Raw genomic sequence first — 24,637 nt, forward strand, 5'->3', positions numbered from 1 at the left:
CGTTTACAGGGGCGGCCCTTCGTCGACGAGCGACCGTCGGCTCAACGGCGATCAGTCACCGTTGCCGGGAGCGGGCGTCGTCTTCTGGATCTGCGTGAGGAACTCGACGTTCGACTTCGTCTGCTTCATCTTGTCGAGGAGCAGCTCGATCGCCTGCTGCTGGTCGAGCGCGTGCAGCACCCGGCGCAGCTTCCAGACGATGTTGAGCTCCTCGGCGCCGAGCAGGATCTCTTCCTTACGGGTGCCGGACGCGTCGACGTCCACCGCCGGGAAGATGCGCTTGTCGGCGAGCTTCCGGTCGAGCTTGAGCTCCATGTTGCCGGTGCCCTTGAACTCCTCGAAGATCACCTCGTCCATGCGGGACCCGGTGTCCACCAGGGCGGTGGCGAGGATGGTGAGCGAGCCGCCGTCCTCGATGTTGCGGGCCGCACCGAAGAAGCGCTTCGGCGGGTACAGCGCGGTCGAGTCGACACCACCGGAGAGGATGCGGCCGGAGGCGGGGGCGGCGAGGTTGTACGCACGGCCCAGACGCGTGATCGAGTCGAGCAGCACGACGACGTCGTGACCCAGCTCCACCAGACGCTTGGCGCGCTCGATGGCGAGCTCGGCGACCGTGGTGTGGTCCTCGGCCGGACGGTCGAAGGTCGAGGAGATGACCTCGCCCTTGACCGACCGCTGCATGTCGGTGACCTCTTCCGGACGCTCGTCGACCAGGACGACCATCAGGTGGCACTCGGGGTTGTTGTGCGTGATCGCGTTGGCGATCGCCTGCATGATCATGGTCTTGCCGGTCTTCGGCGGGGCCACGATCAGACCGCGCTGGCCCTTACCGATCGGCGACACGAGGTCGATGATGCGGGTGGTCAGCACGCCCGACTCGGACTCCAGGCGCAGCCGGTCCTGCGGGTACAGCGGCGTCAGCTTGTTGAACTCCGGGCGGCCGCGGCCGTGTTCGGGCGCCATGCCGTTGACGGAGTCGAGCCGGACCAGCGCGTTGAACTTCTCGCGGCGCTCGCCCTCCTTGGGCTGACGGACCGCACCGGTGATGTGGTCACCCTTGCGCAGGCCGTTCTTGCGGACCTGGGCGAGGGAGACGTACACGTCGTTCGGGCCCGGCAGGTAGCCGGAGGTCCGGATGAACGCGTAGTTGTCGAGGATGTCGAGGATGCCCGCGACGGGGATCAGGACGTCGTCCTCGGCCAGCTGCGGCTCGGCGACGTCGTCGCGGCCACGACGGCCACGGCGGTCGCGGTAGCGGCCGCGACGGCCACGACGGCCGCCCTCGAAGTCGTCGTCGTCCTGCTGCTGCTGCTGGCCACCACGGTCCTGACGGCCGCCGCCCTGACCCTGCTGCTGACGGTCCTGACGGCCCTGGCCCTGCTGGTCGTCGCCCTTGCCGCGGCGGTCGCGGTCACGGCCGCGCTCGCCGCGGTCACGGCGGTCGCGGCGGCCACGGCCCTCGCCGGCCTCGCCCTTGGCCTCGTCCTGCGCGGGCGCCTCGGCCTTGGCCTCGCCCTTCGCCTCGGCGGCGACAGTCTCGGGGGCACCGGCCTCGGCGGTGGCACGGCGACGGCGGCGCTCGGGGGCGGCGTCATCACTGGCCGGCTGGCCGGGAATGTCGATCTGCTGCTGGGACACGGCCTTGTCGGCGGCGGCCTCGGCGGGCTTCTCCGCCTTCTTCTCCGCTGCCTCATCGCCCGTACGGGTACGGGACGTGGCCCGGCGCTTCGGCTTGGTCTCGGTGGCGTCGCCGGACTTCGCGGCCGGGGCGGCGCCTCCCCCAGAGCCCGAAAGGGCCTGGGAGGTACCCCCACCCGCCTGCGCCTCCTTGATGACCTCGATCAGCTGGCTCTTGCGCATGCGCGCGGTGCCCCTGATGCCGAGGCCGGATGCGACCTGCTGCAGCTCTGCCAGCACCATGCCCTCGAGGCCGGTACCGCGGCGCCGCCGGGAGCCCGCACCGGTGGCAGGCGCGGAGGCGTCCGTGGCGGGCGCGGCAGCGGTCTCCTCGACACGTGCGCCCATCAGATCGGTGGTGTCGCTCACGAAGGGTCCTTCCCTGGAGCGGACGTCGGCCTGTCTGGCTCGGCGACCGGTTGTGCTGTCCGGCAGTGGTCCTGTCTCTGTGAACCAAGCCGGGGCGGTGGTCCGCCAAAGCGGCGGAAGAGATATCTGGTGATGGCGCTACCTCGAGCCGTGACATCCAGTGTCACGTGGCGCGGTTGCACCGATTCCGGAGCGTGCCCTGCGCCCTGCTCAATGATCACGTACGGCGTGCTGCCCAGGTACGACGTACGGAACATGGAGTGGGTTGGGAGGCTCCCGGAAGAATGTCTGTCCCTGACGGGGACACGAAGCACCTCGCCATGGTGGAGGTCGGGTGCAGACTTGAGGTTAACACTACCGGATCCAACAAACATTCCCCCTCTCCAAATCCGGCAACCGTGTGTCAGGTCGCAAGCGGCAGCACACTCGCTCCCTGTACATCGAGGCTCAGCCGGTTGGCCGCCCAGTCCGCTCCCGCCAGGGCCTCCACCTTGTCGGCGGTGCCGGCGTCGGCCAGCGCCATGACGGTGGGTCCGGCACCCGAGATGACGGCCGGGATGCCGTCGGCACGCAACCGCTCGACCAGCGCCGCGCTGTCCGGCATGGCGGGCGCGCGGTAGTCCTGGTGGAGGCGGTCCTCGGTGGCGGGCAGCAGCAGCTCGGGGCGCCGGGTGAGCGCCTCGACGAGCAGCGCGGCACGGCCCGCGTTGGTCGCGGCGTCGACGTGCGGCACGGTGCGCGGGAGCAGGCCGCGCGCGGTCTCGGTGAGCACCGGCTTTCCGGGCACGAAAACCACCGGAACGATGGAATCGGCGGGCTCCATCCTGATCGCGCGGGCGGCGCCGCCCTCCATCCAGGACAGGGTGAACCCGCCGAGCAGGCAGGCGGCCACGTTGTCGGGGTGCCCCTCGATCTCGGTGGCGAGTTCGAGCAGCGCCGTGTCGTCGAGCCGGGTCTCGCCGCCTATCGTGACCGCCCGCGCGGCGACGATTCCGGCGCAGATGGCGGCGGAGGAGGACCCCAGGCCGCGGCCGTGCGGAATGCGGTTGGCGCAGACGATCTCCAGGCCGCGGGGCTGCCCGCCGAGCAGGTCGAACGCGGTGCGCAGGGAGCGTACGAGCAGGTGCCGCTCGTCGCGCGGGAGCGTGTCGCCGCCCTCACCCGCGATGTCGATGAGCAGCCCGGAATCGGCCACCCGGACGACCACGTCGTCGTAGAGCCCCAGCGCGAGGCCGAGGGCGTCGAAGCCCGGGCCGAGGTTGGCGCTGGTGGCGGGGACGCGCACCCGGACGGCGGCGGCGCGGAAAGCTGGACCGGCCATCGCTCGATGACTCTCCTTGAGCTGCGTGATGGTCGAATGACACTCGATAGGCGGGTGAAGACCCTCGGGCCGCGGCGACGCACGGCCCCGCGCCGTATGCGAAGGCATATGCAGCGGGCGGGTTCAGTACAGCCTATCGAAGGAAGGTTCTGTGGCGACATAGGGCGCACAGGAGGCGCACGATGCGTGTCGCAAGCCCCCTGTGCACCCCTTGTAGGGGAGTCCCCTGGCGGGGACCTCACCTCGGGCGAGCCCAGGTCACCCGGCTCAGGCGAGGCCGAGCCACTCCGCCGCGGCCGGCGCGTCGACCGGGACGGTGACCGGCTGCGGGGCGCCGGCGACGGCCCAGTCGGGATCCTTCAGGCCGTTACCGGTGACCGTACACACGATGCGCTGCCCCGGATCGACCTTGCCCTGCTCGGCCGCCTTGAGCAGACCGGCCACCGACGCGGCGGACGCGGGCTCCACGAAGACGCCCTCCTGCGCGGCCAACAGGCGGTAGGCGCGCAGGATTTCACGGTCCGTCACCTCGTCGATGAGACCGCCGGACTCGTCCCGGGCCTGAAGGGCGTAACTCCAGGAGGCGGGGTTGCCGATCCGGATCGCGGTGGCGATGGTCGACGGGTCCTTGACGACCTCGCCGCGCACGATCGGGGCGCTGCCGGACGCCTGGAAGCCCCACATGCGGGGGGTGCGCCCGGCGATGCCGTCGGCCGCGTACTCCCGATACCCCTTCCAGTACGCGGTGATGTTGCCCGCGTTGCCCACCGGCAGCACATGGATGTCGGGGGCGTCGCCCAGCATGTCGACGATCTCGAAGGCGGCCGTCTTCTGCCCCTCGATCCGTACCGGGTTGACCGAATTGACCAGCGCCACAGGGTAGTTGTCGCTGAGATTGCGGGCGAGCGTGAGGCAGTCGTCGAAGTTGCCGTCGACCTGGAGGATCTTCGCGCCGTGCACGAGGGCCTGGCCCATCTTGCCGAGCGCGATCTTGCCCTGCGGCACGAGGACGGCGGAGACCATCCCGGCACGTACGGCGTACGCCGCGGCGGAGGCGGACGTGTTGCCGGTGGAGGCGCAGATGACGGCCTTGGCCCCCTCCTCCTTGGCCTTGGAGATGGCCATGGTCATGCCCCGGTCCTTGAAGGAGCCGGTGGGGTTGGCCCCCTCCACCTTCAGGTGGACCTCGCAGCCCGTGCGCTCGGAGAGCACCTGCGCGGGCACGAGCGGCGTGCCGCCCTCGCGGAGCGTCACGACCGGCGTGGTGTCGGATACCGGCAGCCGGTCCCGGTACTCCTCGATGATTCCGCGCCACTGGTGGGTCATTGCTCGTTACTCCCCTTCAACCCGCATGATGCTGGCGACACCCCGCACGGTGTCGAGCTTGCGCAGCGCCTCGACGGTCCCGGACAGGAAGGCGTCGGAGGCTCGGTGGGTGACGACGACGAGGGACGCCTCGCCGTCCTTGCCCTGCTGCCGAACCGTATCGATCGACACCCCGTGCTCGGCGAACACGGTCGCCACCTGGGCGAGAACGCCCGGTTTGTCGGCGACGTCGAGGCTGATGTGATAGCGCGTGACGACGTCCCCCATGGGCGAGACGGGCAGCGCGGCGTACGCCGACTCACCGGGCCCGGTGGCGCCGTTGAGCCGGTTGCGGCAGACGGCGACGAGATCGCCGAGCACGGCGGAGGCGGTGGGCGCGCCGCCCGCACCGGGTCCGTAGAACATCAACTGCCCTGCGGCGTCCGACTCCACGAACACGGCGTTGTACGCACCGCGCACGGAGGCAAGCGGGTGGGTCAGCGGAATCATGGCGGGGTGCACGCGCGCGGTGACGGACCCCCCGTCCGCCGCCCGTTCGCAGATGGCGAGCAGCTTGATGGTGCAGCCCATGTTCTTCGCCGAGACGAAGTCGGCGGCGGTGACCTCGCTCATGCCCTCGCGGTAGACGTCGTCGAGACGCACGCGCGTGTGGAAGGCGATCCCGGCGAGGATGGCCGCCTTGGCGGCGGCGTCGAAGCCCTCGACGTCGGCGGTCGGATCGGCCTCCGCATACCCGAGCGCGCTGGCCTCGTCGAGGGCCTCCTGATACCCCGCCCCCGTCGAATCCATCTTGTCGAGGATGAAGTTGGTGGTGCCGTTGACGATGCCGAGCACCCGGTTGACCTTGTCACCGGCGAGGGACTCGCGCAGCGGCCGGATCAGCGGGATGGCACCGGCGACGGCGGCCTCGTAGTAGAGGTCCCCGCCGTTCTCCTCGGCCGCGGCGTGCAGGGCTGCACCGTCCTGGGCGAGGAGCGCCTTGTTCGCCGAGACGACCGAGGCGCCGTGTTCGAGGGCGGTGGTGATGAGCGTACGGGCGGGCTCGATCCCCCCGATGACCTCGACGACGACGTCGATGTCGCCACGCTTGACGAGGGCGGTGGCGTCGGTGGTGACGAGCTCGGCGGGAACGCCTTCCCGGACCTTGGAGGGCCGCCGTACGGCCACCCCCGCGAGCTCCACGGGGGCGCCGATCCTCGCGGCGAGGTCGTCGGCGTGCGTCGTCATGATGCGCGTCACCTCTGAGCCGACAACACCACAGCCCAGCAGCGCCACCTTCAGCGGACGCGTACGCATCATGCGACCTCGTTTCCTCATACCGTCACGGTTGGACCAGTCTCACTCACCGGATGGGGATTTCTGCCCTTGGTCCGGATCGTGAGACATCTATTTCATAGAACGGGGACCGAAAGACAGGAAATCCTCCGGCCCCCCGGTACTGCTGTCGCAGACGTCGTCCGACGTGGTCGTGCAACGTCGGACGACATCGTCCTTGCGACGTCATCCGGCGACCTCGTCCGACGTCATCCGACATCGAGCCGGAGCAGGTCCTCCTCGGTCTCCCGTCGGACGATGACCCGGGCCTCACCGTCGTTCACGGCGACGACGGGCGGCCGGAGCACATGGTTGTAGTTGCTGGCCATGGACCGGCAGTACGCGCCGGTGGCCGGCACCGCGATGAGGTCACCCGGTGCCAGATCGGCGGGCAGGAAGGCGTCCCGGACGACGATGTCGCCGCTCTCGCAGTGCTTGCCGACGACACGGGCGAGCATCGGCTCGGCGTCGGAGGCGCGGGAGACGAGGGCGACGCTGTACTCGGCGTCGTACAGCGCGGTGCGGATGTTGTCGGACATGCCGCCGTCGACGGAGACGTACGTCCGCAGCCCGTCGAGGGGCTTGATGGTGCCGACCTCGTAGAGCGTGAAGGCGGTGGGCCCGACGATGGCCCGGCCGGGCTCGACCGAGATACGAGGAGTCCGCAGCCTCGCCGCCTCGCACTCACGGCCGACGATCTCCGTCAGAGCCTTCGCGATCTCATGGGGCTCACGCGGATCGTCGTCACTGGTGTAGGCGATCCCGAGCCCACCCCCGAGGTCGATCTCGGGCAACTCGACCCCGTGCTCGTCACGGATGTCCTTCAGCAGCCCGACCACCCGGTGGGCGGCGACTTCGAAGCCGGACATGTCGAAGATCTGCGACCCGATGTGGGAGTGGATCCCGATCAGCTCCAGCCCGTCGAGCTGAAGGGCACGCCGCACGGCCTCGGCGGCCTGCCCCCCGGCGAGCGGAATCCCGAACTTCTGGTCCTCGTGGGCGGTGGCGATGAACTCGTGCGTGTGCGCCTCCACACCGACGGTGATACGGATCTGCACCCGCTGCCGCTTGCCGAGGGCCTGGGCGATGTGCGCGACCCGCACGATCTCCTGGAAGGAGTCGAGCACGATCCGCCCGACGCCGGCCTCGACGGCCCGGCGGATCTCCTCCTCCGACTTGTTGTTGCCGTGGAAGGCGATGCGCTCGGCGGGCATCCCGGCGGAGAGGGCGGTGACGAGCTCGCCGCCGGAGCAGACGTCGAGGTTGAGCCCCTCCTCATGCAGCCACCGCACGACCGCACGCGACAGGAAGGCCTTGCCGGCGTAGAAGACGTCGGCGTCGCTGCCGAAGGCGGTACGCCAGGCCCGCGCCCGGGCCCGGAAGTCGGCCTCGTCGAGGACATAGGCCGGCGTACCGAACTCCTCGGCGATCTGCGTGACGTCGATCCCCCCGACGGTGACGACCCCGTCGGCGTTACGACGGACGGTCTGGGCCCACACCTTGGGCTCGAGGGCGTTGAGGTCGGCGGGCGGGGCGTGGTAGTGGCCCTCGGGGAGGACGTCGGCGTAGCGGGGCCCGGCGGGATGTGCGGAACGGCTCATGACGGTGGCTCTCTGGATCTCTCAGTCTGTCTCTGGAGCTCTCGGGGGCTCTCGTTGCTCCCCACTGCTCCCCTGCTCTCGGGCCGGGGAGTCGAGATGTGAGGTGATCGAGCGGTCGGGAACTCTCTCGGGGCTCTCAGAGGTGATCGGGTGCGTCGATGCCGAGCAGGGACAGGCCGCCGGCCAGCACCGTCCCGGCGGCTTCGGCGAGGGCGAGCCGGGCACGGTGGGCGGCCGAGGGTTTCTCCTCGCCCTGCGGAAGCACGGTGAGCAGGAAGGGCAGCGCGGCATCGGCGACGGTGACGAGGTGCCGGGCGAGCCGGTCGGGGGCACGGCGGTGGGCGGCGGCGGTGAGGACACGGGGGTGATCGGTAAGTACGCCGACAAGCACCCCGTACTCCACGTCACCCACCTCACCGGGGGTGGCGGTGAAGCCGAGGCGGTCGGCGTTGCGGGTGACGGCCCGGGTACGGGCGTGGGCGTACCGGACGCGGAAGAGGGGGTTGCCCTCGCGCTGGACGAGATGATCGGCGGTGATCCGGGGCCGGTCGTGCAGGGCGGGGTGAAGCAGCGCCCAGCGCTCGGCATCGGCGCCGAGCGGAGCGGGGTCCTCCGGGGCAGGCACGGGCCGCAGATTGACGGGCTCCTCGTGCCCGACCTCGACCCTCCCGCCCTGGCTGGCGATGATCCGCCCCAGCGCATCAGCGACAACCTCGGCCCGGACGTCGTACGGCACACGCAGCACGACGACCTCGCCGGCCAACGCGTCCCCATGCCCGTACGACGCCCCCCGCTCCCGGATCTCCCGCACAAGGGCGGCAACGGGTGCGGCATCGCCGCGCAGGCTGATGTTGAGAAACCCTGGCCCGGTGACGACGACGTCACCGACTCCGTCCGCGCCGACGAGGTAGGTCCGCAGCACCTCGGCCACCCGGAGGGGCGGCTGCCCGGCCGGCCGGGCGAGCTGCAGCGCGACGTTGGTGGCGTAGTCCCCACACCCTCCGGGCCCCGGCACGGTCACCAGAACCCGCTCGGGCACGCTCACGTCCAGCTCCCCCGCATCGACAGCACGACGCACCGCGCGGAGCACGGTACGCGAGAGCTCGACGGGGGTCACGGGACAAGCGTATGGGAGGGAGGGGGAGGTAACGCGAGCAGGTTTCACAAGAGGCCCATTGATCTACTGGCGCCTACTGGTGACTTGCCGATGGTGTGCGGGCGGTCGAGTTGGCGGTGTTGCGGGCGGTCGACTTGGCAGTGTTGCGATCGGCCGACTTGGCGGTGTGCTGACGGTCCGCTGGTCGGCGCAGCTCGCTAGGCCGAGAGCTCGGCCCCACCAAGGTCACAACTGTCACCACCGAGACGCCGATCAAGGTCGTCACGCCCGTGCTCGACACGTCCGCGGTCGAGCAGGTGCCGTACGACCCGCACCAGCTCGCCCGGCTCGAACGGCTTGGCAAGAAAGGCGTCGACACCGACGTCGAGTCCGCTCTCGATCTCGTACGGCGTGCAGGCACTGACAATGGCGAGGGGAAGATCGCGAGTACGCGGGTCGCCCCGCAACGTGGCCGCGGTCCGCAACCCGTCCAACCGAGGCATGACGACATCCAGCGTCACGGCATCGGGCCGCACCTGGTGAACAACCTCAAGGCACTCGGCACCATCGGCCGCGGTCACGACCTCGAGACCCTCCAGCTCGAGGTTGACCCTGATCAGCTGCCGGATGACCTTGCTGTCGTCCACAACAAGCACCCGACCCGACGCGCCTGACACAACTCGAGAGTAGGTCCGCACCGGCCACCGCGTCCGGCTTTTCCCCACTTCCACCCGCCCGAGCGACCCACCCCCTTCCCACCCACCAAAACCCGTTCATGAACACACCGACAGAGCTGGTAGTGTTCTACCCGTCGCCGCGAGCAAGCAGCTCAGCGTCCGACCCGCCCCCGTAGCTCAGGGGATAGAGCAACGGCCTCCGGAGCCGTGTGCGCAGGTTCGAATCCTGCCGGGGGCACCCACTATGAGGTGCCCAAAGACCCCGTCACCAGCGGAAACGCTGAGGCCGGGGTCTTCGCGTATGTGCAGGCGTGTGCCGCCCGAAGCGGGCGTGTGTCGGGGCCTGTGGACTATTCGTGGACAGGATCTTGGGGCGTCTGCCCAGGTCAAAGCAGCCGCCTCGGACGCGGGCACAGCCCGGCGTGCCAGTCCCGCTCCAGATCCGCTGCGTCGAATACGCTGCGAAGACGGCCAACCTGACGTCCGTGATTGCGTAGACACAACGGACTGCCGCGCGGCGACGGCGCTTCACGTCGGCCCGGATGGTGCAGCTGTCGGATGCAGGAAGGGGTGTGGCATGAGGTCCCCAGGCGTGCACCTGCGGGAGATCACCGACGACAACCGGGATGCCGTTCGTGCCCTCCGCGTCCGACGTGACCAGAAGCAGTTCGTCGCCTCTGTGTCCAAGTCGCTCAAGGAGGCGGCAAAGAAACCGGAGGCCAATCCCTGGTACCGCGCCGTGTACCGCGGGGACGAGCCAGTCGGCTTCGTGATGCTGTCATGGAAGCCGCCGGCTGGTCCTTACAAAGGGCGGCACTTCATCTGGCGCCTCCTCGTCGACAAGCGGCACCAAAGGCGAGGGATCGGCCGAGAGACGCTCACGCAGATCACCGCCCTGGTTCGCGCGGACGGCGCTACCGAGCTGCTGACCAGCTACGATCCCGGCGACGGCGAACCGTGGCCCTTCTACCAGAAGTTCGGGTTCGAGCCCACCGGGGAGATCGACGACGGCGAGATCGTTCTGCGGCTCACCTTCCCCACCCAGTGAGCTCATACGGAAAGCGATCGTCCCTCGGTGAAACGGAACGCGACGCGGCAGGTGCGACGAGCAACCAACGGCCGATGACACGCGGCTGAGGCACGACGAAGCCCCGGCCCATTCAGGCTGGGGGCTGACGCCAGACGCGCGTGATCACTCGTATTCGCGCAGCAACTCTTCGATCTTGCGGTTGGCGATCTCTTGCCGTCCATCGAGGCACTTGGCATAGCGGCCCAGCAGCACCTCAACACTGTTGCCTGCGCGTTCGGCCACCTCGGTCGGGTCCACTCCCGAGTTGAGCCACGTCGACAGCGCCGAGTGCCGGAGGTCGTACGGACGGGCAGCGACCACAGAGGCGACCGCAGCCGGAGGAAGCGCCAGCGCACGGGCTTCCTGCCACACGCGGTAGTACGTCGAGGAGCCGACCACTCCCCCGCGCTCGTTGGTGAACAGCCGCCCGTCCTCAGCGGTGCCGAACGTATCGAGGTGCTGCCGAAGGATGGTGACGAGCTGGGGCGGGATAGGTACGAGCCGGACCTCTTCGGCCGGCCGGTTCTTGAGACCTCGGTCGTCGTGGGTCTCGCCGGAATCTGTCCACTGCTTGCCGACTGGGACGAGTCCGATTCAGTAGCGCTGTTCCCCAGCCGACCTCAGGAAGCTTCAGGTCTGCTCTGGTCAGCCCGACAACCTCAGCGGGACGAAAGGCCCCGTAGTACATGCAGGCGAACAGGCCGACGAGTCGACGGCCACGCGCCCGACCATAGCCACCGACGTACGAGACAGCAGTCAGCAGAGAGCGAGCCTGCTCAGGGTTGGCTACAACTCGGGGATCGACTTCCCCAGCCACCTTCGGTTTCTTCCAGCGGATAGCGGCGATCGGGTTCTCTTTGAACTCTCCGAGGTCGACGGCGTAGTGCATGGCGTTGACCAGCGTGCGCCGCTTGCGACGTACGGTTTCCGCGGCACAGCACCCCAGGCTGACCGATGGGTCGTGGTCGCACTCCGGACGATCAGCCCGGCGCTGGACCCGGACGCGTCCGACGAGGCGTGGGAGTGGCTCCATGAGGGGCGCGTCAGGACGCGACAAGCCCTACTGCGCGCCGAGCACTGCACGGTGACCGTAACCCAGGCCAGCACCCGCATCACATGGACGATCCGCCCGGTGCTCTTCCTCCCACTCGCACACCGTCAGGGCATCGAACTCCCAGCCTGCGCATACGACTTCAAGCCCCACGCGACCGTGTCGAGTCTCAGTTGATGGTTGACGGGTCGGCGTCGGGTGATGCTTGACGCCTGCCCCAGACGATCCTCTGCCAGGCGATCATCAAGATCGACTAGTGAGTTCCCACCCGACCTCACGCCTGGGCGCGCGATGAGTGGGAACGCGGTCAGTTCCAGAGCGGGCGGTGGTGCGGACGCCACGGACCGTGACCCGGCCCCACGGGCCGTACCGGCCATGCAGCGCTCGGGCCGCCGGCGGACGGGTTCCCCGTGCCCGGAGCCACGGACGGTGCCGACGGTGCAGCACTCGAGCCGCCAGCAGACTGGTTCCCCGTGCCCGGGGCCTGCCCGCCTCCGCTGGCCCACAGCTCGTCGACACGCGCGCGCTCGGTGGCATTCGGGTAACGGAGGGTGCAGGACGGGCCGGGGCCACCGCCCGACATCAGCTCACTGCACGGCCCGCTGTAGTCGTCCGGCAGGCCCAAGACGTGCCCGGTCTCGTGGGTGACGACGCGGATCGAGTCATTCTGCTGGATCTGGGTGTAGTCGAGGAAGATCTGGCCGCTTCCGAGGCGGTCGGTGGAGGCGTGGGACCCGCGGGGGTCGTTGCCCTCGGAGTAGGAGAAGTCGGCGCTGCTCGAACCGCTCGAAGCCTCCTTGATCTTGACGTTGGACTCGGAGCTGTTCCAGATCTCGGCCGCGCTCGATATCTGCGAACGGAAGCTCGGGGCCTTGGAGGCGTCGTAGTGGAGGGTCACCGCCTGCCCGCTGGGTTGGGCGGCGCTCTTCTCGGCGACCGACTTGAGCACAGCCTCGAAGAACGCCTTGTTGTTCGCGGCCTCCTCAGCCGACCCGTCGTACGCCGCCACGGAGGTATCGGCGGAATCGGAGGGGGTGGCGGCCGGCTGGGCGCTCGCCGGCACCGCCACGGCCAGCGCGCTGGAGGCCAGACTCAGGCCGAGAGCGAGGGCGAGGAATCTCGGGGACATTCGGGACGACTTCATGTGGTGGGGGGCTCCTGCTCACTCGGTGGCGCCGAGCGCCGCAGCGCGCGGTCGACTCGGCGTGAACACCGGTTCCGAACTGCAGCGACGTCCTGTGGGTCGACATTCTTAGAACGGCTCGACAGGGCACGCAATGGGTCCCACCACTACGTCGCTTCGTAGATCTCAGAACCTCGCCAGGGCCGTGCGCGGGCCTCCAGTCCCCACACAGCGACACGAGGAATAACTGTCGCAGCGTCAGAAGCCTTACAACGGGGGGCAATGGGTATGCCGGTCGGCCGGGCGGAATTCCGACACACACCGCAGGATTCACATTCAGGTCAATACGGACAAATGCCTAGATATACACAATGACCCGTCTACTAAGTGCACCGGTTGATTCGCGGAGCGCTGTGACTGACGTCACGAACTAATTGCCTTTTGCGCCCCACTGACCCCGAGTCGCCCTCCCCAGGGAGTCACCCTCGGCGCAGGGCAGAGCCCCTCACCACTGGGTCACCACCGCCCAGTCCTGATCAGAACGGAAGCCGGGCCCGCCGTGCGGCACGGCGACAGGCACAGGAAGAGGCGGTCGGTTCCTCGCTCGCCTCCAGCAGCGGGTCCGCCGCACCCAGTGGCGTCGGGACTATAGGGCCAGGCTGTCGCCAGCCACACGAACGAGGCGCGTGCCCGGGAGTGGGCAGGACGACCGAAGGCCGCTAACCGCCGAGCTTGATGGCGGACGCCGAAAGTTCTCCGGACGTGGGCTTAACTGCAAGGTCCGCCGACATCACGTTCAGTGGCGCCACAGAAGGAGCGAACCTCGGTTGATCAGACCCGGTTCTGGCGTACGGCAATGGTTGCGCGTTCAGCCAGTGAACGTTCAGTAACGGACTGCAGTAGGAGGTGGACTGGCCCAGGGTGCGCGAGGTGTCCACCTGGCGCAAGACGGAGAGACCGGCGCAGTCCCGATGGTGACGGCGTGGTGGCGGAGGTTCAGTCGAGGCTGTGCGCGACGGGGTGCAACGGCTGGTACAGGGGCAGTTCACTGCCGCTGGGGAGGCGTACGGCGGTGAGGCGTCCCCACCGCTCCTCGGTCACCTCGCCGGTGAGCTCCGCGCCGCGCTCTGCGAGCTGGGCGCATACGGCGTCCAGGTCGTCGCACATCAGGTAGAACTCGTGCTTCGGCGCGCCATCGGTGGGGTGCACGGCGACCTCGGCGGGCGGCAGCTTGAAGATCAGCCAGCCATGACCCGCATCAACGTGGGCGAAGCCGAGGACGTCCTTGATAAAGGCCCGGTCGGCCTCAGCATCCTGGGAGTAGAGGATCACGTGTGCGCCTGAGAGCATGCCCCGATGCTCGCATGCGCACCGTCGATGTTGATGGCACCGCGCACGGGCCTGCCAGACGCGCACAGCCAAGCCTAGGCAAGGCGCCAACCATCAGTTGCCTCTGCCCGTCGGCAGCCGTCAGGCTGGTCAGCTGAGCCGGAAGCCGCAGCTCAAGCCCATCGGCCGCAGCAGGACGGAACCGGCTCGCGGGCGCTGCCATGTCCAGCGACTGGTGCGGACGTATGGTGTTGTAGTCCTCGCGCCAGCCGTCGACGACCGCCTGCGCCGCCTCCCGGTCGGCGAACGGACCGTGGTCGCCGAGGAGTTCACGCCGCAACGACTGATGGAACCGCTCGATCTTGCCCATGGTCGTCGGCGATCTGGGCTTGGTCAGCCGGTGCTTGATGCCGTTCAGCCGGCAGATCCGGTCGAATAACACCTCAGTCGACGGACCCGGCGTCCCGAACCGGCCGGTGAACTGCTTCCCGTTGTCGGTCAGCACCTCCTCCGGGTAGCCGAAGGCCATCAACGCGGCAGCGGAGGCCGCGCATACCGCCCGACCGGTCGCCCGCTCCACCACCGAGGCGATCACACAGAACCGGGAGTGGTCGTCCACCCCGGTCACCAGCTTCAGCTCACGCCCGGCGGCCAGCCAGAACCCGCCCATCACATCCAGCTGCCACAACTGCATCGGCCCCGGCCGCTCCCACCGTAGGTAATCCTCCCGGCGTCTGCGCCGCTTGACCGGCACGATCAGCTGATGGCGCACCAGGATCCGATACACCGACGCCTCCGACGGCACCGGCTCCACCCCACGCCGCCCAAGCCCATGACGCAACCGGCGCTGACCCCACCGGGGATGCAACCTGCGCAGCTCCAGCACCACCGCCTCCCCCCGGCCGGCATCTGCCACGGATGCGATCTGGGCCGGTGCGACCGGTCCGACAGCCCCGCCAGACCGCCCTCCTCATAGCGGCGCACCCAGGAGTGCACCGACTGACGCGAGACCCCATACCGGGCCGCGACCTCCGTCTTCGATGCTCCAGCAGCCACTTCCATGACCGCGTGATACCGCTGCTCGACCACGCTCAGCTCCACTAACACCGGCCTCGCCCCGCCTCCACGACAGCAGTCGCAGACAGCAAACCGAGGACGGAACCGTCAAGCATCAAGTGACGTCAACGCGTCATGCATCAAGCGAAGTAGGACACGAGAGGTAAACAGCAGAGGGCGTAACTTTCCCTACCTGATTAAGGCAGCGTACGACCGGTTGTTCGCTGAGGGATCTACGAGCCGATTAGTATAGGCGACTTGCGACTTCGCCTGCGGATCCCCAGATCCATTCTGGCTACCTGGGGATCCTTCCGTACACGCCTTCCCGTTCCTCAGCCTAGCCAGCGCACAGCTATGGCTCGCGGCCCCTTCTGTCCTTCGTCAGGATAAAAGGCGATGGAGGCACCGGGTTCAAGGTAGGGCCACTCCACTTCATCCAACAATTCATTGACATGAAAGAAGTAGTCCCTCCCCCAGGATCGCGTAAATTCGTACAACTTCTCTTGAAGGACTCGCGTAACCATCCCCGCTCTTCACTCCATGAGCTTTGGATCAATTGATCGCAACCGGTCTTTAAGCCGAGCCGAGAAGTTTTCGAGATTTCCAGTTAGAAAGTCGTCGCCCACACGCCGGAGCAGGCGCTCGCTCACATCAATCAACTGCACCGCTCGATCTGCCGGCTCGCCGACCAACATCTCGTTCCGGCCAGAATCTGCGAGATTCGCCGCCGTCTCAATTATCTCCACGGAGGATTCGAATGGGCATTCGCAATCCTGTTCTCTGCTTCGTAGACACCCGCCCGCATGCCCATGGCCATCACCACTGCCCCCTCGTGCGAGTCTGGTTTCAGCGTAACAGCGTGTGATGCACTGGTGAGCGCTGCCTCGAAATCACCCAGCTGAATATGAGCCCATGCGATCTCATTTACCACTGCCGGTGGAACTTGAGCGAGCTTGGCTGCCTTCTGTAGGAGCTTTAGCCCCAAGTTAAGGTCCACTCCTTCGTTCACAAGGAAAGACCGTACAGATAGCACAATGTGGCCGATTCCGGGGCGAGTTTATTTGCTCGCTCGTACGCGGCACGGGCTGAACTTACATCACGTAGACCAGTCTGGATGTAGGCCTCAACGCGCCATGACTCGTGATACCCCGGCGAAAGCATCTGGGCGTCATCGTCCCTCCTCTGCGACACACCTCCGACACACCCTGCAGCACCGAGCGTTCCCGTGAGGCTCTACAGCAGGTCCGGGGTTGAGCGACGTTCAGCGCCTCGCCGAGACCAGCAGCCGGCCCTTTCGGCATCAACCGTTGACGAGAGAAGCCGCCACCTGCAGGCCGCTCGGCCAAGAAGGCCGTCGCGCCGCCCCGCTCACGCCGCGCTCAGATGCTTCAGTACCGCCTGTGCCACTCCCCTGGCGCTACCGGGGTTCTGGCCCGTGATCAGTCGGCCGTCCTCGACCACGTACGACTCGAAGGGCTCGTCGGCCGTGCTGTAGTCAGCTCCGAGTTCCTTCAGCCTCTCCTGCAGGTTGTAGGGGACGGCGTCTGCACGGTTCGCCAGTTCCTCTTCGGGCCAGGAGAAGCCCGTGACCTTCTTTCCCTTCACCAGGGGATCGCCGTTGCTCAGGACGACGTTGAGCAGACCAGTGCCTCCGTGGCAGACCGTCGACACGACGCGTCCCGATTCATAGAACCGGGCCATCAGTTCTTCCAGTTCGGGGGTCTGCGGGAAGTCGAACATCACTCCGTGGCCACCTGTGAGGTAGATCGCGTCGTAGTCGTCGAGATGCACGTTGGAAATTTTCCGGGTGTCTTCCAAGAGGTCCATGAACGCTCGGTCGCGGTACCGCTTGTCGGTGCCGAGTTCCGCCAGGACCTCATGGGAAAGACTCTCGGGATCCAGTGGGATCTTGCCGCCCTGAGGGCTGGCGATGTCCATCGTGTAGCCACCCTCCGCAGCCACATCCCAGAAGTGAGTCAGCTCCCCCAGCCACAGCCCCGTACGCATGCCGACTTTGTCGTACTCGCCGGTGTTGGTGACGATGACCAGGATCTTCTTCGTCGCTGCCATGATCTCTTCTCTCGCTCCAGTCGTTTGTTCACCTACCGAACGATGCCTTGACCTGTAGAGAGCCTTGGCATTTGAACTTCGTTCCGCGGTCAGAGCGAGGTCGCTCGCTGAACCCCGCTCCCATTTTGACCGGGGGTTGGCGTCAGGGAGATCCCGAAATCAACCGTAGACCGATCGTTTTGGCACGGCAAAGGCGAGTCCCGGCAATAGCGGAAGCCCCCAGCCTGACGGCACCGGGATCGCACGGTCAGGCAGCAAGGGCAATCTCCCGGGGCGCCGGCTGTCAGCCGGTGATCAGGCCGAAGATCACGATGAACGCCAGCCAGCAGATCGCCACCACGGCGGCACCTGCCACGTCGATGCGGAGGGATCGCGCGTGGCTGGGCACCAGCCAGAAGGCGAGGGCTCTGTTCACCAACGGCATCAGCAGCCATGTCAGGATGCTCACGCTCAGCACATTCGAGATGAACAAGGCGAGATATCCGGGCAGGCCGAGCGCATCGAGTTGGGGACCCACCACAAGGTTGAGGATCTCGACGGTGGGATAGAGGGCCAGCACCACGGACATGGCCTGCTTCCAGTTGGGCGGAGCACCCTCTTCCGTACCCTGCTCGAAGCGGAACCAACTGCCGAAAGCGGATCCGACCTTGCGCACGTCGTAGGACACGAAGGCGTCTCGCCCTTCGTCGAGGAGCTTTCGACGAGTGGCAGATTCGAGCCAACTGTCCAGGTGTTGGCGGGTGTCGAAGCGGAAGACGGTGACCCACCTGTCCTGGACCCCCTTCACGGGCCGGAACAACTCCGAGCCCATGAAGCCGGGGAACCTGCGTTGAGCTGTCAGGATCTTCTCCTGCCAGCTGACGAACGCCCGCTCCTGGTCCGGGCGCACGTCGTGCGAGATCACCGCGGTGACGGCTTCACGGACCGGAGTGCCACCCGCGAGGACTTCCTGTGTGGGGGCTTCCTCGAACAGATCGCGTCCCTGCTCCAGGAGTTCACGGCGCGTATCGGAGCCCAGCCACGCGGTCAGCTGATCCAGATGAGAGAAGCGAAAGACAACGACCCACTCGTTTCCCCCGGCGGAGGCCGGAGGGTACTGCTCCGCGCCCTCGAACCCGTCGAATTCGCCTGCGACCTCGTTGGTTCGTTCCTGCCAGCGCCGGTAGTCGCCTTCACATCCCGGACGGACCTTCTGGGAGATCACGACGGTCGCGCTGTCATCGTGGGAGCCAGGTGTTGCACGAGGACTCACGCCTCCTAGAGTAGATAAAAGGCATATATGACGCAAAAGTAACGTTCGATCGGAGGCGCCGAGATGGGACACAGGGAGCACCTGGCCGAAGCGGCGCAGCTGGCCACCGAATCGGTCGAGAACGGCTGGGGAGGCCCTTTCGGTGCGGTGATCACCTATGACGGTGAGGTCATCGCTCACGGCCAGAACCGCGTGCTGCTCACGGCGGACCCCACGGCGCATGGCGAGGTGGAAGCCATACGCAAGGCGATCCAGTACCTCAACCCGGATGCTCCGACGGTCTCGGAAGGCCACCAGAACGAGTACACACTGGAGTTGGTGCCTCGTCCCGACGGGTCCCCGGACATCTTGCCGGAGCGCGCCCGCATGCTCCAGGGATGCTCGATCTACACCAGCGGCGCGCCCTGTCCCATGTGCATGAGCGCCATCTACTGGGCGCGCATCGACGCCGTCTACTTCAGCTGTGACTGGAAGGCCACCGAGGAGATCGGGTTCAGCGACGACTTCCAGTACGAGGACTTCCAGCGGCCCCCGGACCAGCGCAACATCACCATCAAGCAGATGTACCCCGAGCTGGGCGCCCAGGCCTACCAGGCGTGGCAGGACAAGCCGAACCACCATCCGTACTGACGGCCACTCACTCGGTATGACGCGCGGACGCGCGGCACTACGGCAAGCTGTTTCGTCAATCGAGGTGCCCCTACGTGGGCACCAGGTCGGCGGAGGGGCAGACACCTGCACCGTTCTCGTGCAGGTCGGCATCGCGCGGTGGCAGTACGCTTCCGGTCGGCCCGGCCGCTCCAGCCGTGCACCCCGTCCGGCACCGGCAGCAGCGGCCGGATGACCGCCCACTCCGCATCCGTCGTGATCAGGTAGATCCCAGGCCCTGCAAGTTCGACCTGGGGGAGCACCTACTCCTTCAGGCCCACCGCCCCGGCGGCGTGGCCCTGCTCGCGAGTGATGTCCGCGGAGTCGGGGTCCGGGCGCCAGTCGGCGGACCTGACCAAGCCTGGTTCGACCAGACGCAGCCCCTGGAGAAAGCTCCCGATGCGCTCTGGCGAGCGCAGATGGTACGTATTGACGGACTGCGCGTTGTACGCGGCGACGGCCGCCTGGAGTTGTTCGCTGGTAGCCGTGCCGTCACTCAAGGCCACGTAGCTGCCCCGCGGCAAGGCATCGATCAGCTCGGCCACGATCCGCTCGGGCTCCTCCTCGTCCGAGACCTGGCCCATGATGTTGAGCAGCATCAGGCCGACGGGCTGGTCGAAGTCCAGCGTGCGAGCCGCCTGAGTGAGGATCTTCTGCGGATCGCGCACATCGGCGTCGAGGTAAGCGCACTCTCCTTCTGGCGTACTGCGCAACAACGCGTCGGCGTGGGCGAGGACGATGGGGTCGTTGTCCACGTAGACGATCTTGCTTTCGGGCGCGATGCCCTGGGCGACCTCGTGGGTGTTGTCGGTGGTGGGCAGCCCGGTTCCGATGTCGAGGAACTGGCGGATGCCGGCGTCGCGCGCCAGAAACCGCACCACTCGCACCAGGAAGCGCCTTTGCACTCGCGCGATGGCCGCGAACTCGGGGAAGGTCCGGAGGATCAGCTCGCCGGCCTCGCTGTCCACCGGGTAGTGGTTTTTCCCGCCGAGCAGGTAGTCCCACACACGCGCGGAGTGGGGTCGATCGGTCTGCAGTCTGCTGCCCCAGTCGTCTCGGTCAGTCATTGCCGAAGCATGACACACGACCGCCTTCCGAGATCCTCAACTGCCCTGTTTAGATTGATTGTTGCTCGTCAACGCAGCCTCTCGGAGGTAACGCGCACACGCACCATGGCGACGATCTTGCGCTGGTGATCGTCCGGGCGTCCCACCCGTAACGCCTCCCATGCGGCAACCTCCTACGGCTCCAGCCCCGGCGCCGGCGCCGGCCCCGTACCTCGCCCCAGCCTCCGGCCGGGAACGCCCCGGCTCGTATAGGTAACCAGCGTTCCGCCAAAGGTCGTTACCAGATGCATCCGTCATCGAAGTGAGTAGCATCGTCGGCGAAATAAATCTTGCGCTCACACAGATGTGCAAGTTGCAAAATAGGTGACCATATTCGGGATGTCCCGGGGGCGTGTAACACGGTGGCGCCTGCTTGACGCAGACTTACACGGGCCCGTGCGGCGGCCTGCACGTATGCATGCATGTGCATCACGCGGATTGGAATTCCCCTGGGCGAGACACCGGGAGGATCGCCGCCATACCTCTGCCTGCAAAGTGACCCATCAGATTGGATTCCCGTGAGCTATCACGACCCGACCCCCGGACACCACCAGCCCGCATACGACCAGGCTCCGCCGGAGCCGCGGCCGTACGAGCAGCCGCGGCCGTACCGGAACCCGGACACTGGCCGGCGCACAGGGCTGATCATTCACACGATCGCTGACGTCGCCGCCGCTTTCCTGGGGCTGTGGATCCTGCTCTACCTGTTCGACGCCAACCAGGCCAACGTCTTCGTGGAGTTCGTCCACGGAATGGCCGACTGGCTGGCCTGGTGGTCGCAGGACATCTTCACCATGGACACGGAGGGCCTGCGCGTTGTCCTCAATTACGGTCTGCCCGCCCTGATTTACCTGGCGGTCGGTCACGGGATCTCCGTGCGGCTCAGCCGCGCGTGATCGCATTCAGGCCGCAGTCCGCCGGGATCGTTCATACGGTCACGAAGGATTTCGGGGTCCGGTCAGGCGGGCCGGAAGTACGACACCAAGAAGGACCAGCCCTGTGACACCACCTGACGCAACCGGAAACGATCATCTTCCGGTCTACGAGAGCCTGGTGCGTGAACGCGGTGACGTCGTGGCGGAAGCTCGCGTGGTAGCCGAAGAGACCCTCCACCAGGCAACGCAAGCACTGAGCGGGCACGAGGGGGCCAGTCCCCATCCGGGGGCCGGTCCTCGCTGACCCCGGCCCTCACCGGCCCCGTCCGGCCGGGATCCCGGCGCGGCGGCCCCAGCACTCATCGACGTCCGTGTCTCTGAACGGCGTTGAGGGCGGCGCGGCGCACGCCTACGACGCAGCAGCACAGTGATCGGCCAGGCCGCCCAAGCGCCCCGTATCCGCGTGCCGTGCGGAATCCGCCCTGGACCGGGCTCCCTCGCCAAGGGGGCGGACCACCTGCCGTGACCGGCCGGTGGTCCGCCCCCTTCCCCATGCCGCCCCCTCACTCCTGCCTCGTACGGATCCCCGCACGCACATCCCCGCGCAGGCACCCCCGTATGCGCATCCCCGCACACGTCCCCCGTACGCTCGCGGGCATGCAAAAGCTCCTGGCGGGCATCGATCGTCTCGGTTGAGACGTCGTGCCTGCCAGGAGCTTTGGCGTTCTGCGCAGCCTATTGTCGTCGTGCCGCCCTGCCGCGCCCGTGGAGTCGGGCGGGCCTCAGCGGCCGACGGTCAGGCCGTGGCTCAGATAGCTCAGATCGAGGCGGAGACGCTCGCGTTGCTGAACTGCGACAGGGTGCCACCGACGGCGCCCGCGGCGCCCATGACCTGGCCCTTGACGGCGTCCAGCTGGCCCATGACGTCCGAGCTGCTGAGGCTCGTCGAGCCGGCGGTGAGGCCGACCTGGGGGTTCAGGCCACCCGAGACGTTGTCGAGCTCGGCGTCGGAGATCTCAGCGGTCTGAACCTGGGGAGCGGAGTTCATGAGGGACTTCCCTTCGCATCGATGTACCACAAGGGGGTGCGGTCCGCTGGGGACAGTCGCGGGCCGCAACCGCAGGCGTACGGCATCGGCTTCCGGAAACCTTCGTACGAACCTGGCGGCGCAACGGATCAAACCACGGAGCGAGCCGGGCATCCAATCAATCCGCGCTATCGCCATGGCAGTTGAACACAGCGCTTCCCATCCGTGGAGAAACGGGCACGAATCGGGGACCGTTTCTCCACATGCCGTGTGGCCTGAAGTGACTCCCGGCATTGCCATGCGGCCATCGAATGGGGCACTCCCTGCCAACAATGAAGTATCCGGCAGCCCCCTTCACGGACCTGTCTCGACCCGCGCCGCGATTGTGTAATCGGTGTGCAGATTCACTGAAGTTGGACAGTTGAGGTTCGAGCCAAAGAGGGCTATTCAGGGATATTGAGGACACGCGCAATCCGGCGGCGACCGGCTCAGGCCGTGCGCTTGCGGGCCGTTGCCTTCTTGGGCGGCGTCTTCTTTTTCGCCGCGCCTGCCGTCGACTTGGACGCCGACGCACCCGCCGACTTACCCGCCGCCTTGGTCGTCGACTTGGCTGTCGACTTGGCCGTTGCCTTCGACGTCGACTTCGCCGTCGCCGTCGACTTCTTCGCCGAGGCCGCCGTCTTCTTCGCCGCCGCCCGGCCCGCGGTGGACGTCGACTTCTTCGCGCCCGTCTCCTTCGGAGTGGCACGACTGGAGCGGCCGGCGCGGGCGGAGCGCGTGGAGCGGGCGGTGCCGCGCCCCGCGAGCTCGGTGACTTCGGCCGGCTCCGCCGGTTCGGGTGCCTCCTCGCCCCGGGACTCCTTCGCGGCACGCACGCTCTTCTCCAGCGCCGCCATCAGGTCGAGCACCTTGCCACCGGTCGCCGGTGCGGGGGCCTCGGGAGGCGCCTGGCCGGTCACCTTCGCGGCGATGACCTCCTCCAGGGCCTCGCGGTACTCGTCGTGCAGGTCCTCCAGCTCGACCTCGCCGAGGGTGTCCATCAGGGCGTCCGCGAGATCGAGTTCCTTGTCGCGGACCGTGACCTGCGCGTCCGGGGCCACGCCTTCGGGGGCGCGGACCTCGTCCGGCCACAGCAGGCCGTGCATCGCGATGGCGTCGCCGACCACGCGCAGCATGCCGAGGCGCTCGCGGCCGCGCAGCGCGTACTTGGCGATGGCGACCTTGTTGTTGCGCTTCAGGGCCTCGCGCAGCAGGGTGTACGGCTTCGCGGCCTGGGCGCCGCCCGCCGCCAGGTAGTACGCGGCGTCCATCTGCAGCGGGTCGATCCGGTCGGCCGGAACGAAGGCCACGATCTCGATCGTCCGCGCGGTGGGGATCGGCAGGTGGGCCAGGTCCTCGTCGGTGATCGGGATGATCGTGCCGTCCGCCTCCTCGTACCCCTTGCCGATCTCCGCGCCGCTGACCTCGCGGTCCTCCAGCTCGCAGACCTTGCGGTAGCGGACGCGGCCGCCGTCCTCGGTGTGGATCTGGCGGAAGGAGATCGAGTGGCTCTCGGTGGCGTTCACCAGCTTGATCGGGATGCTGACGAGGCCGAAGGAGATGGCGCCGTTCCAGATGGATCGCACGTGCCGCACCCTTCCTGCCGGTTTCCCCTGCCCAGTTCCGGAATATCTGGGATTGTCATCGTATGACGCCGATCACGGAAGTGGAGGGGCGGCGGGTCGCGCTCAGCAACCTGGAGAAGGTGCTGTATCCGGCGACCGGCTTCACCAAGGGCGAGCTGCTGCACTACTACGCCACCACGGCCGACGCCCTGCTCCCCCACCTCCATGACCGGCCGGTGTCGTTCCTGCGCTATCCGGACGGCCCCGAAGGGGAGGTGTTCTTCACCAAGAACGTGCCGCCCGGTACGCCCGACTGGGTCACGACCGCCGAGGTGCCGCGCTCGGAGGGACCGGCACGCATGGTGCTGGTGCAGGATCTGGCCTCGCTGATGTGGGCGGCGAACCTCGTCACGGAGTTCCACACGGCCCAGTGGGTGATCGAGGCGCCGGACGAGGCCGACCGGCTGGTCTTCGACCTCGACCCCGGGGCGCCGGCGACGGTCGTGGACTGCTGCGAAGTCGCCCTGTGGCTACGGGACCGGCTGGCGGCGGACGGGGTCGAGGCGTACGCGAAGACGTCCGGGGCTAAGGGGCTGCATCTGCTGGCGGCCGTGCACGGGGCCTCGTCGCAGCGGGCCTCGGAGTACGCGAAGGGGCTCGCGGTGGCGGCCGAGCGGGCGATGCCGCAGCTCGTGGTGCACCGGATGACGCGGAGCCTGCGGCCGGGGAAGGTGTTCGTGGACTGGAGTCAGAACGCCGCGCGGAAGACCACGGCGACCCCGTACACGCTGCGGGCGCGCGCCGAGCCGACGGTGTCCGCGCCGGTGACGTGGGCGGAGGTCGAGGGGTGCCGGGCGCCGGAGGAGCTGGTGTTCCGCGCGGCGGACATGGGTGCGCGGCTGCGGGACGTCGGGGACCTGATGGCTCCGCTGCTGGACGCGGAGCGTGCGGCCGCACTGCCCTGAGGCCTCACCCTCGGGCTTCGCCACCTGCGACGACCCTCGCCCCCGGCCGCCACGCACGGCAGCCCCGAGCCCCGTCCCCCA

General features: G+C 67.7%; 19 protein-coding genes, 1 tRNA gene and 3 pseudogenes. 6 read left to right on the plus strand and 17 right to left on the minus strand.

The features are described from left to right. Positions 1-51: 51 nt before the first annotated feature. The 7 genes from rho to ABZ910_RS16240 all read right to left on the minus strand — a co-directional run bounded on the left by rho (position 52) and on the right by ABZ910_RS16240 (position 9,402). Positions 52-2,046 carry a transcription termination factor Rho gene (gene rho, locus ABZ910_RS16210; protein WP_361364552.1) on the minus strand — a complete coding sequence of 665 codons (1,995 nt, stop codon included), beginning with the start codon at positions 2,044-2,046 and terminating at the stop codon, positions 52-54. 403 nt (positions 2,047-2,449) lie between these two features. Next, positions 2,450-3,367 carry a homoserine kinase gene (gene thrB / locus ABZ910_RS16215; protein ID WP_361364554.1) on the minus strand — a complete coding sequence of 306 codons (918 nt, stop codon included), beginning with the start codon at positions 3,365-3,367 and terminating at the stop codon, positions 2,450-2,452. A gap of 267 nt (positions 3,368-3,634) precedes the next feature. Beyond that, entirely contained in the window at positions 3,635-4,693 is a 1,059-nt protein-coding gene (thrC, locus tag ABZ910_RS16220) for a threonine synthase (protein ID WP_361364557.1), read from the minus strand. A 6-nt stretch (positions 4,694-4,699) separates the two neighbouring features. Further along, on the minus strand, positions 4,700-5,992 hold the full coding sequence (locus ABZ910_RS16225) for a homoserine dehydrogenase (protein ID WP_361364559.1): 1,293 nt from the start codon (positions 5,990-5,992) through the stop codon (positions 4,700-4,702). Between the two features lie 224 nt (positions 5,993-6,216). Next, positions 6,217-7,608: a diaminopimelate decarboxylase gene (lysA, locus tag ABZ910_RS16230; RefSeq protein ID WP_361364562.1), complete on the minus strand. Its 1,392-nt coding sequence runs from the start codon at positions 7,606-7,608 to the stop codon at positions 6,217-6,219. Positions 7,609-7,744: 136 nt separating this feature from the next. Beyond that, positions 7,745-8,725: an ArgS-related anticodon-binding protein NrtL gene (nrtL, locus tag ABZ910_RS16235; protein WP_361364565.1), complete on the minus strand. Its 981-nt coding sequence runs from the start codon at positions 8,723-8,725 to the stop codon at positions 7,745-7,747. 197 nt (positions 8,726-8,922) lie between these two features. After that, positions 8,923-9,402, minus strand: coding sequence for a response regulator (locus ABZ910_RS16240; protein WP_361364568.1), 480 nt, complete (start codon positions 9,400-9,402; stop codon positions 8,923-8,925). Positions 9,403-9,547: 145 nt separating this feature from the next. Here ABZ910_RS16240 and ABZ910_RS16245 point away from each other — a divergent pair. Both ABZ910_RS16245 and ABZ910_RS16250 read left to right on the plus strand, forming a co-directional pair. Then, a tRNA-Arg gene (locus ABZ910_RS16245) sits at positions 9,548-9,619 on the plus strand. A 354-nt stretch (positions 9,620-9,973) separates the two neighbouring features. Beyond that, positions 9,974-10,429 (plus strand): GNAT family N-acetyltransferase, encoded by a 456-nt coding sequence (locus ABZ910_RS16250; RefSeq protein ID WP_361364571.1) that lies wholly within the window; start codon positions 9,974-9,976, stop codon positions 10,427-10,429. A gap of 144 nt (positions 10,430-10,573) precedes the next feature. Here ABZ910_RS16250 and ABZ910_RS16255 read toward each other — a convergent pair. Beyond that, positions 10,574-11,384, minus strand: a pseudogene (locus ABZ910_RS16255) (tyrosine-type recombinase/integrase); the annotation flags it as partial. Here ABZ910_RS16255 and ABZ910_RS16260 point away from each other — a divergent pair. Then, positions 11,385-11,678, plus strand: a pseudogene (locus tag ABZ910_RS16260) (hypothetical protein); the annotation flags it as partial. Positions 11,679-11,808: 130 nt separating this feature from the next. Here the strand turns inward: ABZ910_RS16260 and snpA are convergent. From snpA to ABZ910_RS16290, 6 genes and pseudogenes are all read right to left on the minus strand, one after another. After that, entirely contained in the window at positions 11,809-12,645 is an 837-nt protein-coding gene (gene snpA / locus ABZ910_RS16265) for a snapalysin (RefSeq protein WP_361364574.1), read from the minus strand. 975 nt (positions 12,646-13,620) lie between these two features. Next, on the minus strand, positions 13,621-13,974 hold the full coding sequence (locus ABZ910_RS16270; RefSeq protein WP_361364577.1) for a VOC family protein: 354 nt from the start codon (positions 13,972-13,974) through the stop codon (positions 13,621-13,623). A gap of 130 nt (positions 13,975-14,104) precedes the next feature. After that, positions 14,105-15,048 (minus strand): annotated as a pseudogene (locus tag ABZ910_RS16275) (IS481 family transposase); the annotation flags it as partial. Between the two features lie 494 nt (positions 15,049-15,542). Further along, entirely contained in the window at positions 15,543-15,755 is a 213-nt protein-coding gene (locus ABZ910_RS16280) for a hypothetical protein (protein WP_361364579.1), read from the minus strand. Positions 15,756-16,377: 622 nt separating this feature from the next. Continuing rightward, a complete protein-coding gene (locus tag ABZ910_RS16285; protein ID WP_361364582.1) occupies positions 16,378-17,079 on the minus strand; it encodes a type 1 glutamine amidotransferase domain-containing protein in 702 nt (233 codons plus the stop codon). A 283-nt stretch (positions 17,080-17,362) separates the two neighbouring features. Then, positions 17,363-18,283 carry an antibiotic biosynthesis monooxygenase gene (locus ABZ910_RS16290; RefSeq protein ID WP_361364585.1) on the minus strand — a complete coding sequence of 307 codons (921 nt, stop codon included), beginning with the start codon at positions 18,281-18,283 and terminating at the stop codon, positions 17,363-17,365. Positions 18,284-18,394: 111 nt separating this feature from the next. Here ABZ910_RS16290 and ABZ910_RS16295 point away from each other — a divergent pair, with 111 nt between their 5' ends. Next, positions 18,395-18,961, plus strand: coding sequence for a nucleoside deaminase (locus ABZ910_RS16295; protein ID WP_361364588.1), 567 nt, complete (start codon positions 18,395-18,397; stop codon positions 18,959-18,961). Positions 18,962-19,242: 281 nt separating this feature from the next. Here ABZ910_RS16295 and ABZ910_RS16300 read toward each other — a convergent pair whose 3' ends face one another. After that, complete coding sequence (locus ABZ910_RS16300; protein ID WP_361364590.1) at positions 19,243-20,046, minus strand: SAM-dependent methyltransferase; 804 nt, start codon at positions 20,044-20,046, stop codon at positions 19,243-19,245. Positions 20,047-20,603: 557 nt separating this feature from the next. On the opposite strand from ABZ910_RS16300, the gene ABZ910_RS16305 reads away from it, so the two are divergent. Beyond that, a complete protein-coding gene (locus tag ABZ910_RS16305; protein ID WP_361364592.1) occupies positions 20,604-20,981 on the plus strand; it encodes a hypothetical protein in 378 nt (125 codons plus the stop codon). A 796-nt stretch (positions 20,982-21,777) separates the two neighbouring features. Here ABZ910_RS16305 and ABZ910_RS16310 read toward each other — a convergent pair. Together ABZ910_RS16310 and ABZ910_RS16315 are read right to left on the minus strand one after the other, a co-directional pair. Beyond that, a complete protein-coding gene (locus ABZ910_RS16310) occupies positions 21,778-22,008 on the minus strand; it encodes a hypothetical protein (protein ID WP_361364595.1) in 231 nt (76 codons plus the stop codon). 467 nt (positions 22,009-22,475) lie between these two features. Next, a complete protein-coding gene (locus tag ABZ910_RS16315) occupies positions 22,476-23,621 on the minus strand; it encodes a Ku protein (protein WP_361364598.1) in 1,146 nt (381 codons plus the stop codon). A 53-nt stretch (positions 23,622-23,674) separates the two neighbouring features. Between ABZ910_RS16315 and ligD the strand changes: the two genes are divergently transcribed. Continuing rightward, positions 23,675-24,556, plus strand: coding sequence for a non-homologous end-joining DNA ligase (gene ligD / locus ABZ910_RS16320; RefSeq protein WP_361364601.1), 882 nt, complete (start codon positions 23,675-23,677; stop codon positions 24,554-24,556). Positions 24,557-24,637 lie beyond the last annotated feature (81 nt).

The organism is Streptomyces sp. NPDC046805 (genome assembly GCF_040645355.1).
Classification (GTDB): Bacteria; Actinomycetota; Actinomycetes; order Streptomycetales; family Streptomycetaceae; genus Streptomyces.

Bases quoted from the DNA above. Each gene is read 5' to 3' on its own strand.
- thrB (WP_361364554.1), bottom strand. From the start codon at position 3,367: ATGGCCGGTCCAGCTTTCCGCGCCGCCGCCGTCCGGGTGCGCGTCCCC.
- thrC (WP_361364557.1), bottom strand. From the start codon at position 4,693: ATGACCCACCAGTGGCGCGGAATCATCGAGGAGTACCGGGACCGGCTG.
- ABZ910_RS16225 (WP_361364559.1), bottom strand. From the start codon at position 5,992: ATGATGCGTACGCGTCCGCTGAAGGTGGCGCTGCTGGGCTGTGGTGTT.
- lysA (WP_361364562.1), bottom strand. From the start codon at position 7,608: ATGAGCCGTTCCGCACATCCCGCCGGGCCCCGCTACGCCGACGTCCTC.
- snpA (WP_361364574.1), bottom strand. From the start codon at position 12,645: ATGAAGTCGTCCCGAATGTCCCCGAGATTCCTCGCCCTCGCTCTCGGC.
- ABZ910_RS16270 (WP_361364577.1), bottom strand. From the start codon at position 13,974: ATGCTCTCAGGCGCACACGTGATCCTCTACTCCCAGGATGCTGAGGCC.
- ABZ910_RS16285 (WP_361364582.1), bottom strand. From the start codon at position 17,079: ATGGCAGCGACGAAGAAGATCCTGGTCATCGTCACCAACACCGGCGAG.
- ABZ910_RS16295 (WP_361364588.1), top strand. From the start codon at position 18,395: ATGGGACACAGGGAGCACCTGGCCGAAGCGGCGCAGCTGGCCACCGAA.
- ABZ910_RS16300 (WP_361364590.1), bottom strand. From the start codon at position 20,046: ATGACTGACCGAGACGACTGGGGCAGCAGACTGCAGACCGATCGACCC.
- ABZ910_RS16310 (WP_361364595.1), bottom strand. From the start codon at position 22,008: ATGAACTCCGCTCCCCAGGTTCAGACCGCTGAGATCTCCGACGCCGAG.
- ligD (WP_361364601.1), top strand. From the start codon at position 23,675: ATGACGCCGATCACGGAAGTGGAGGGGCGGCGGGTCGCGCTCAGCAAC.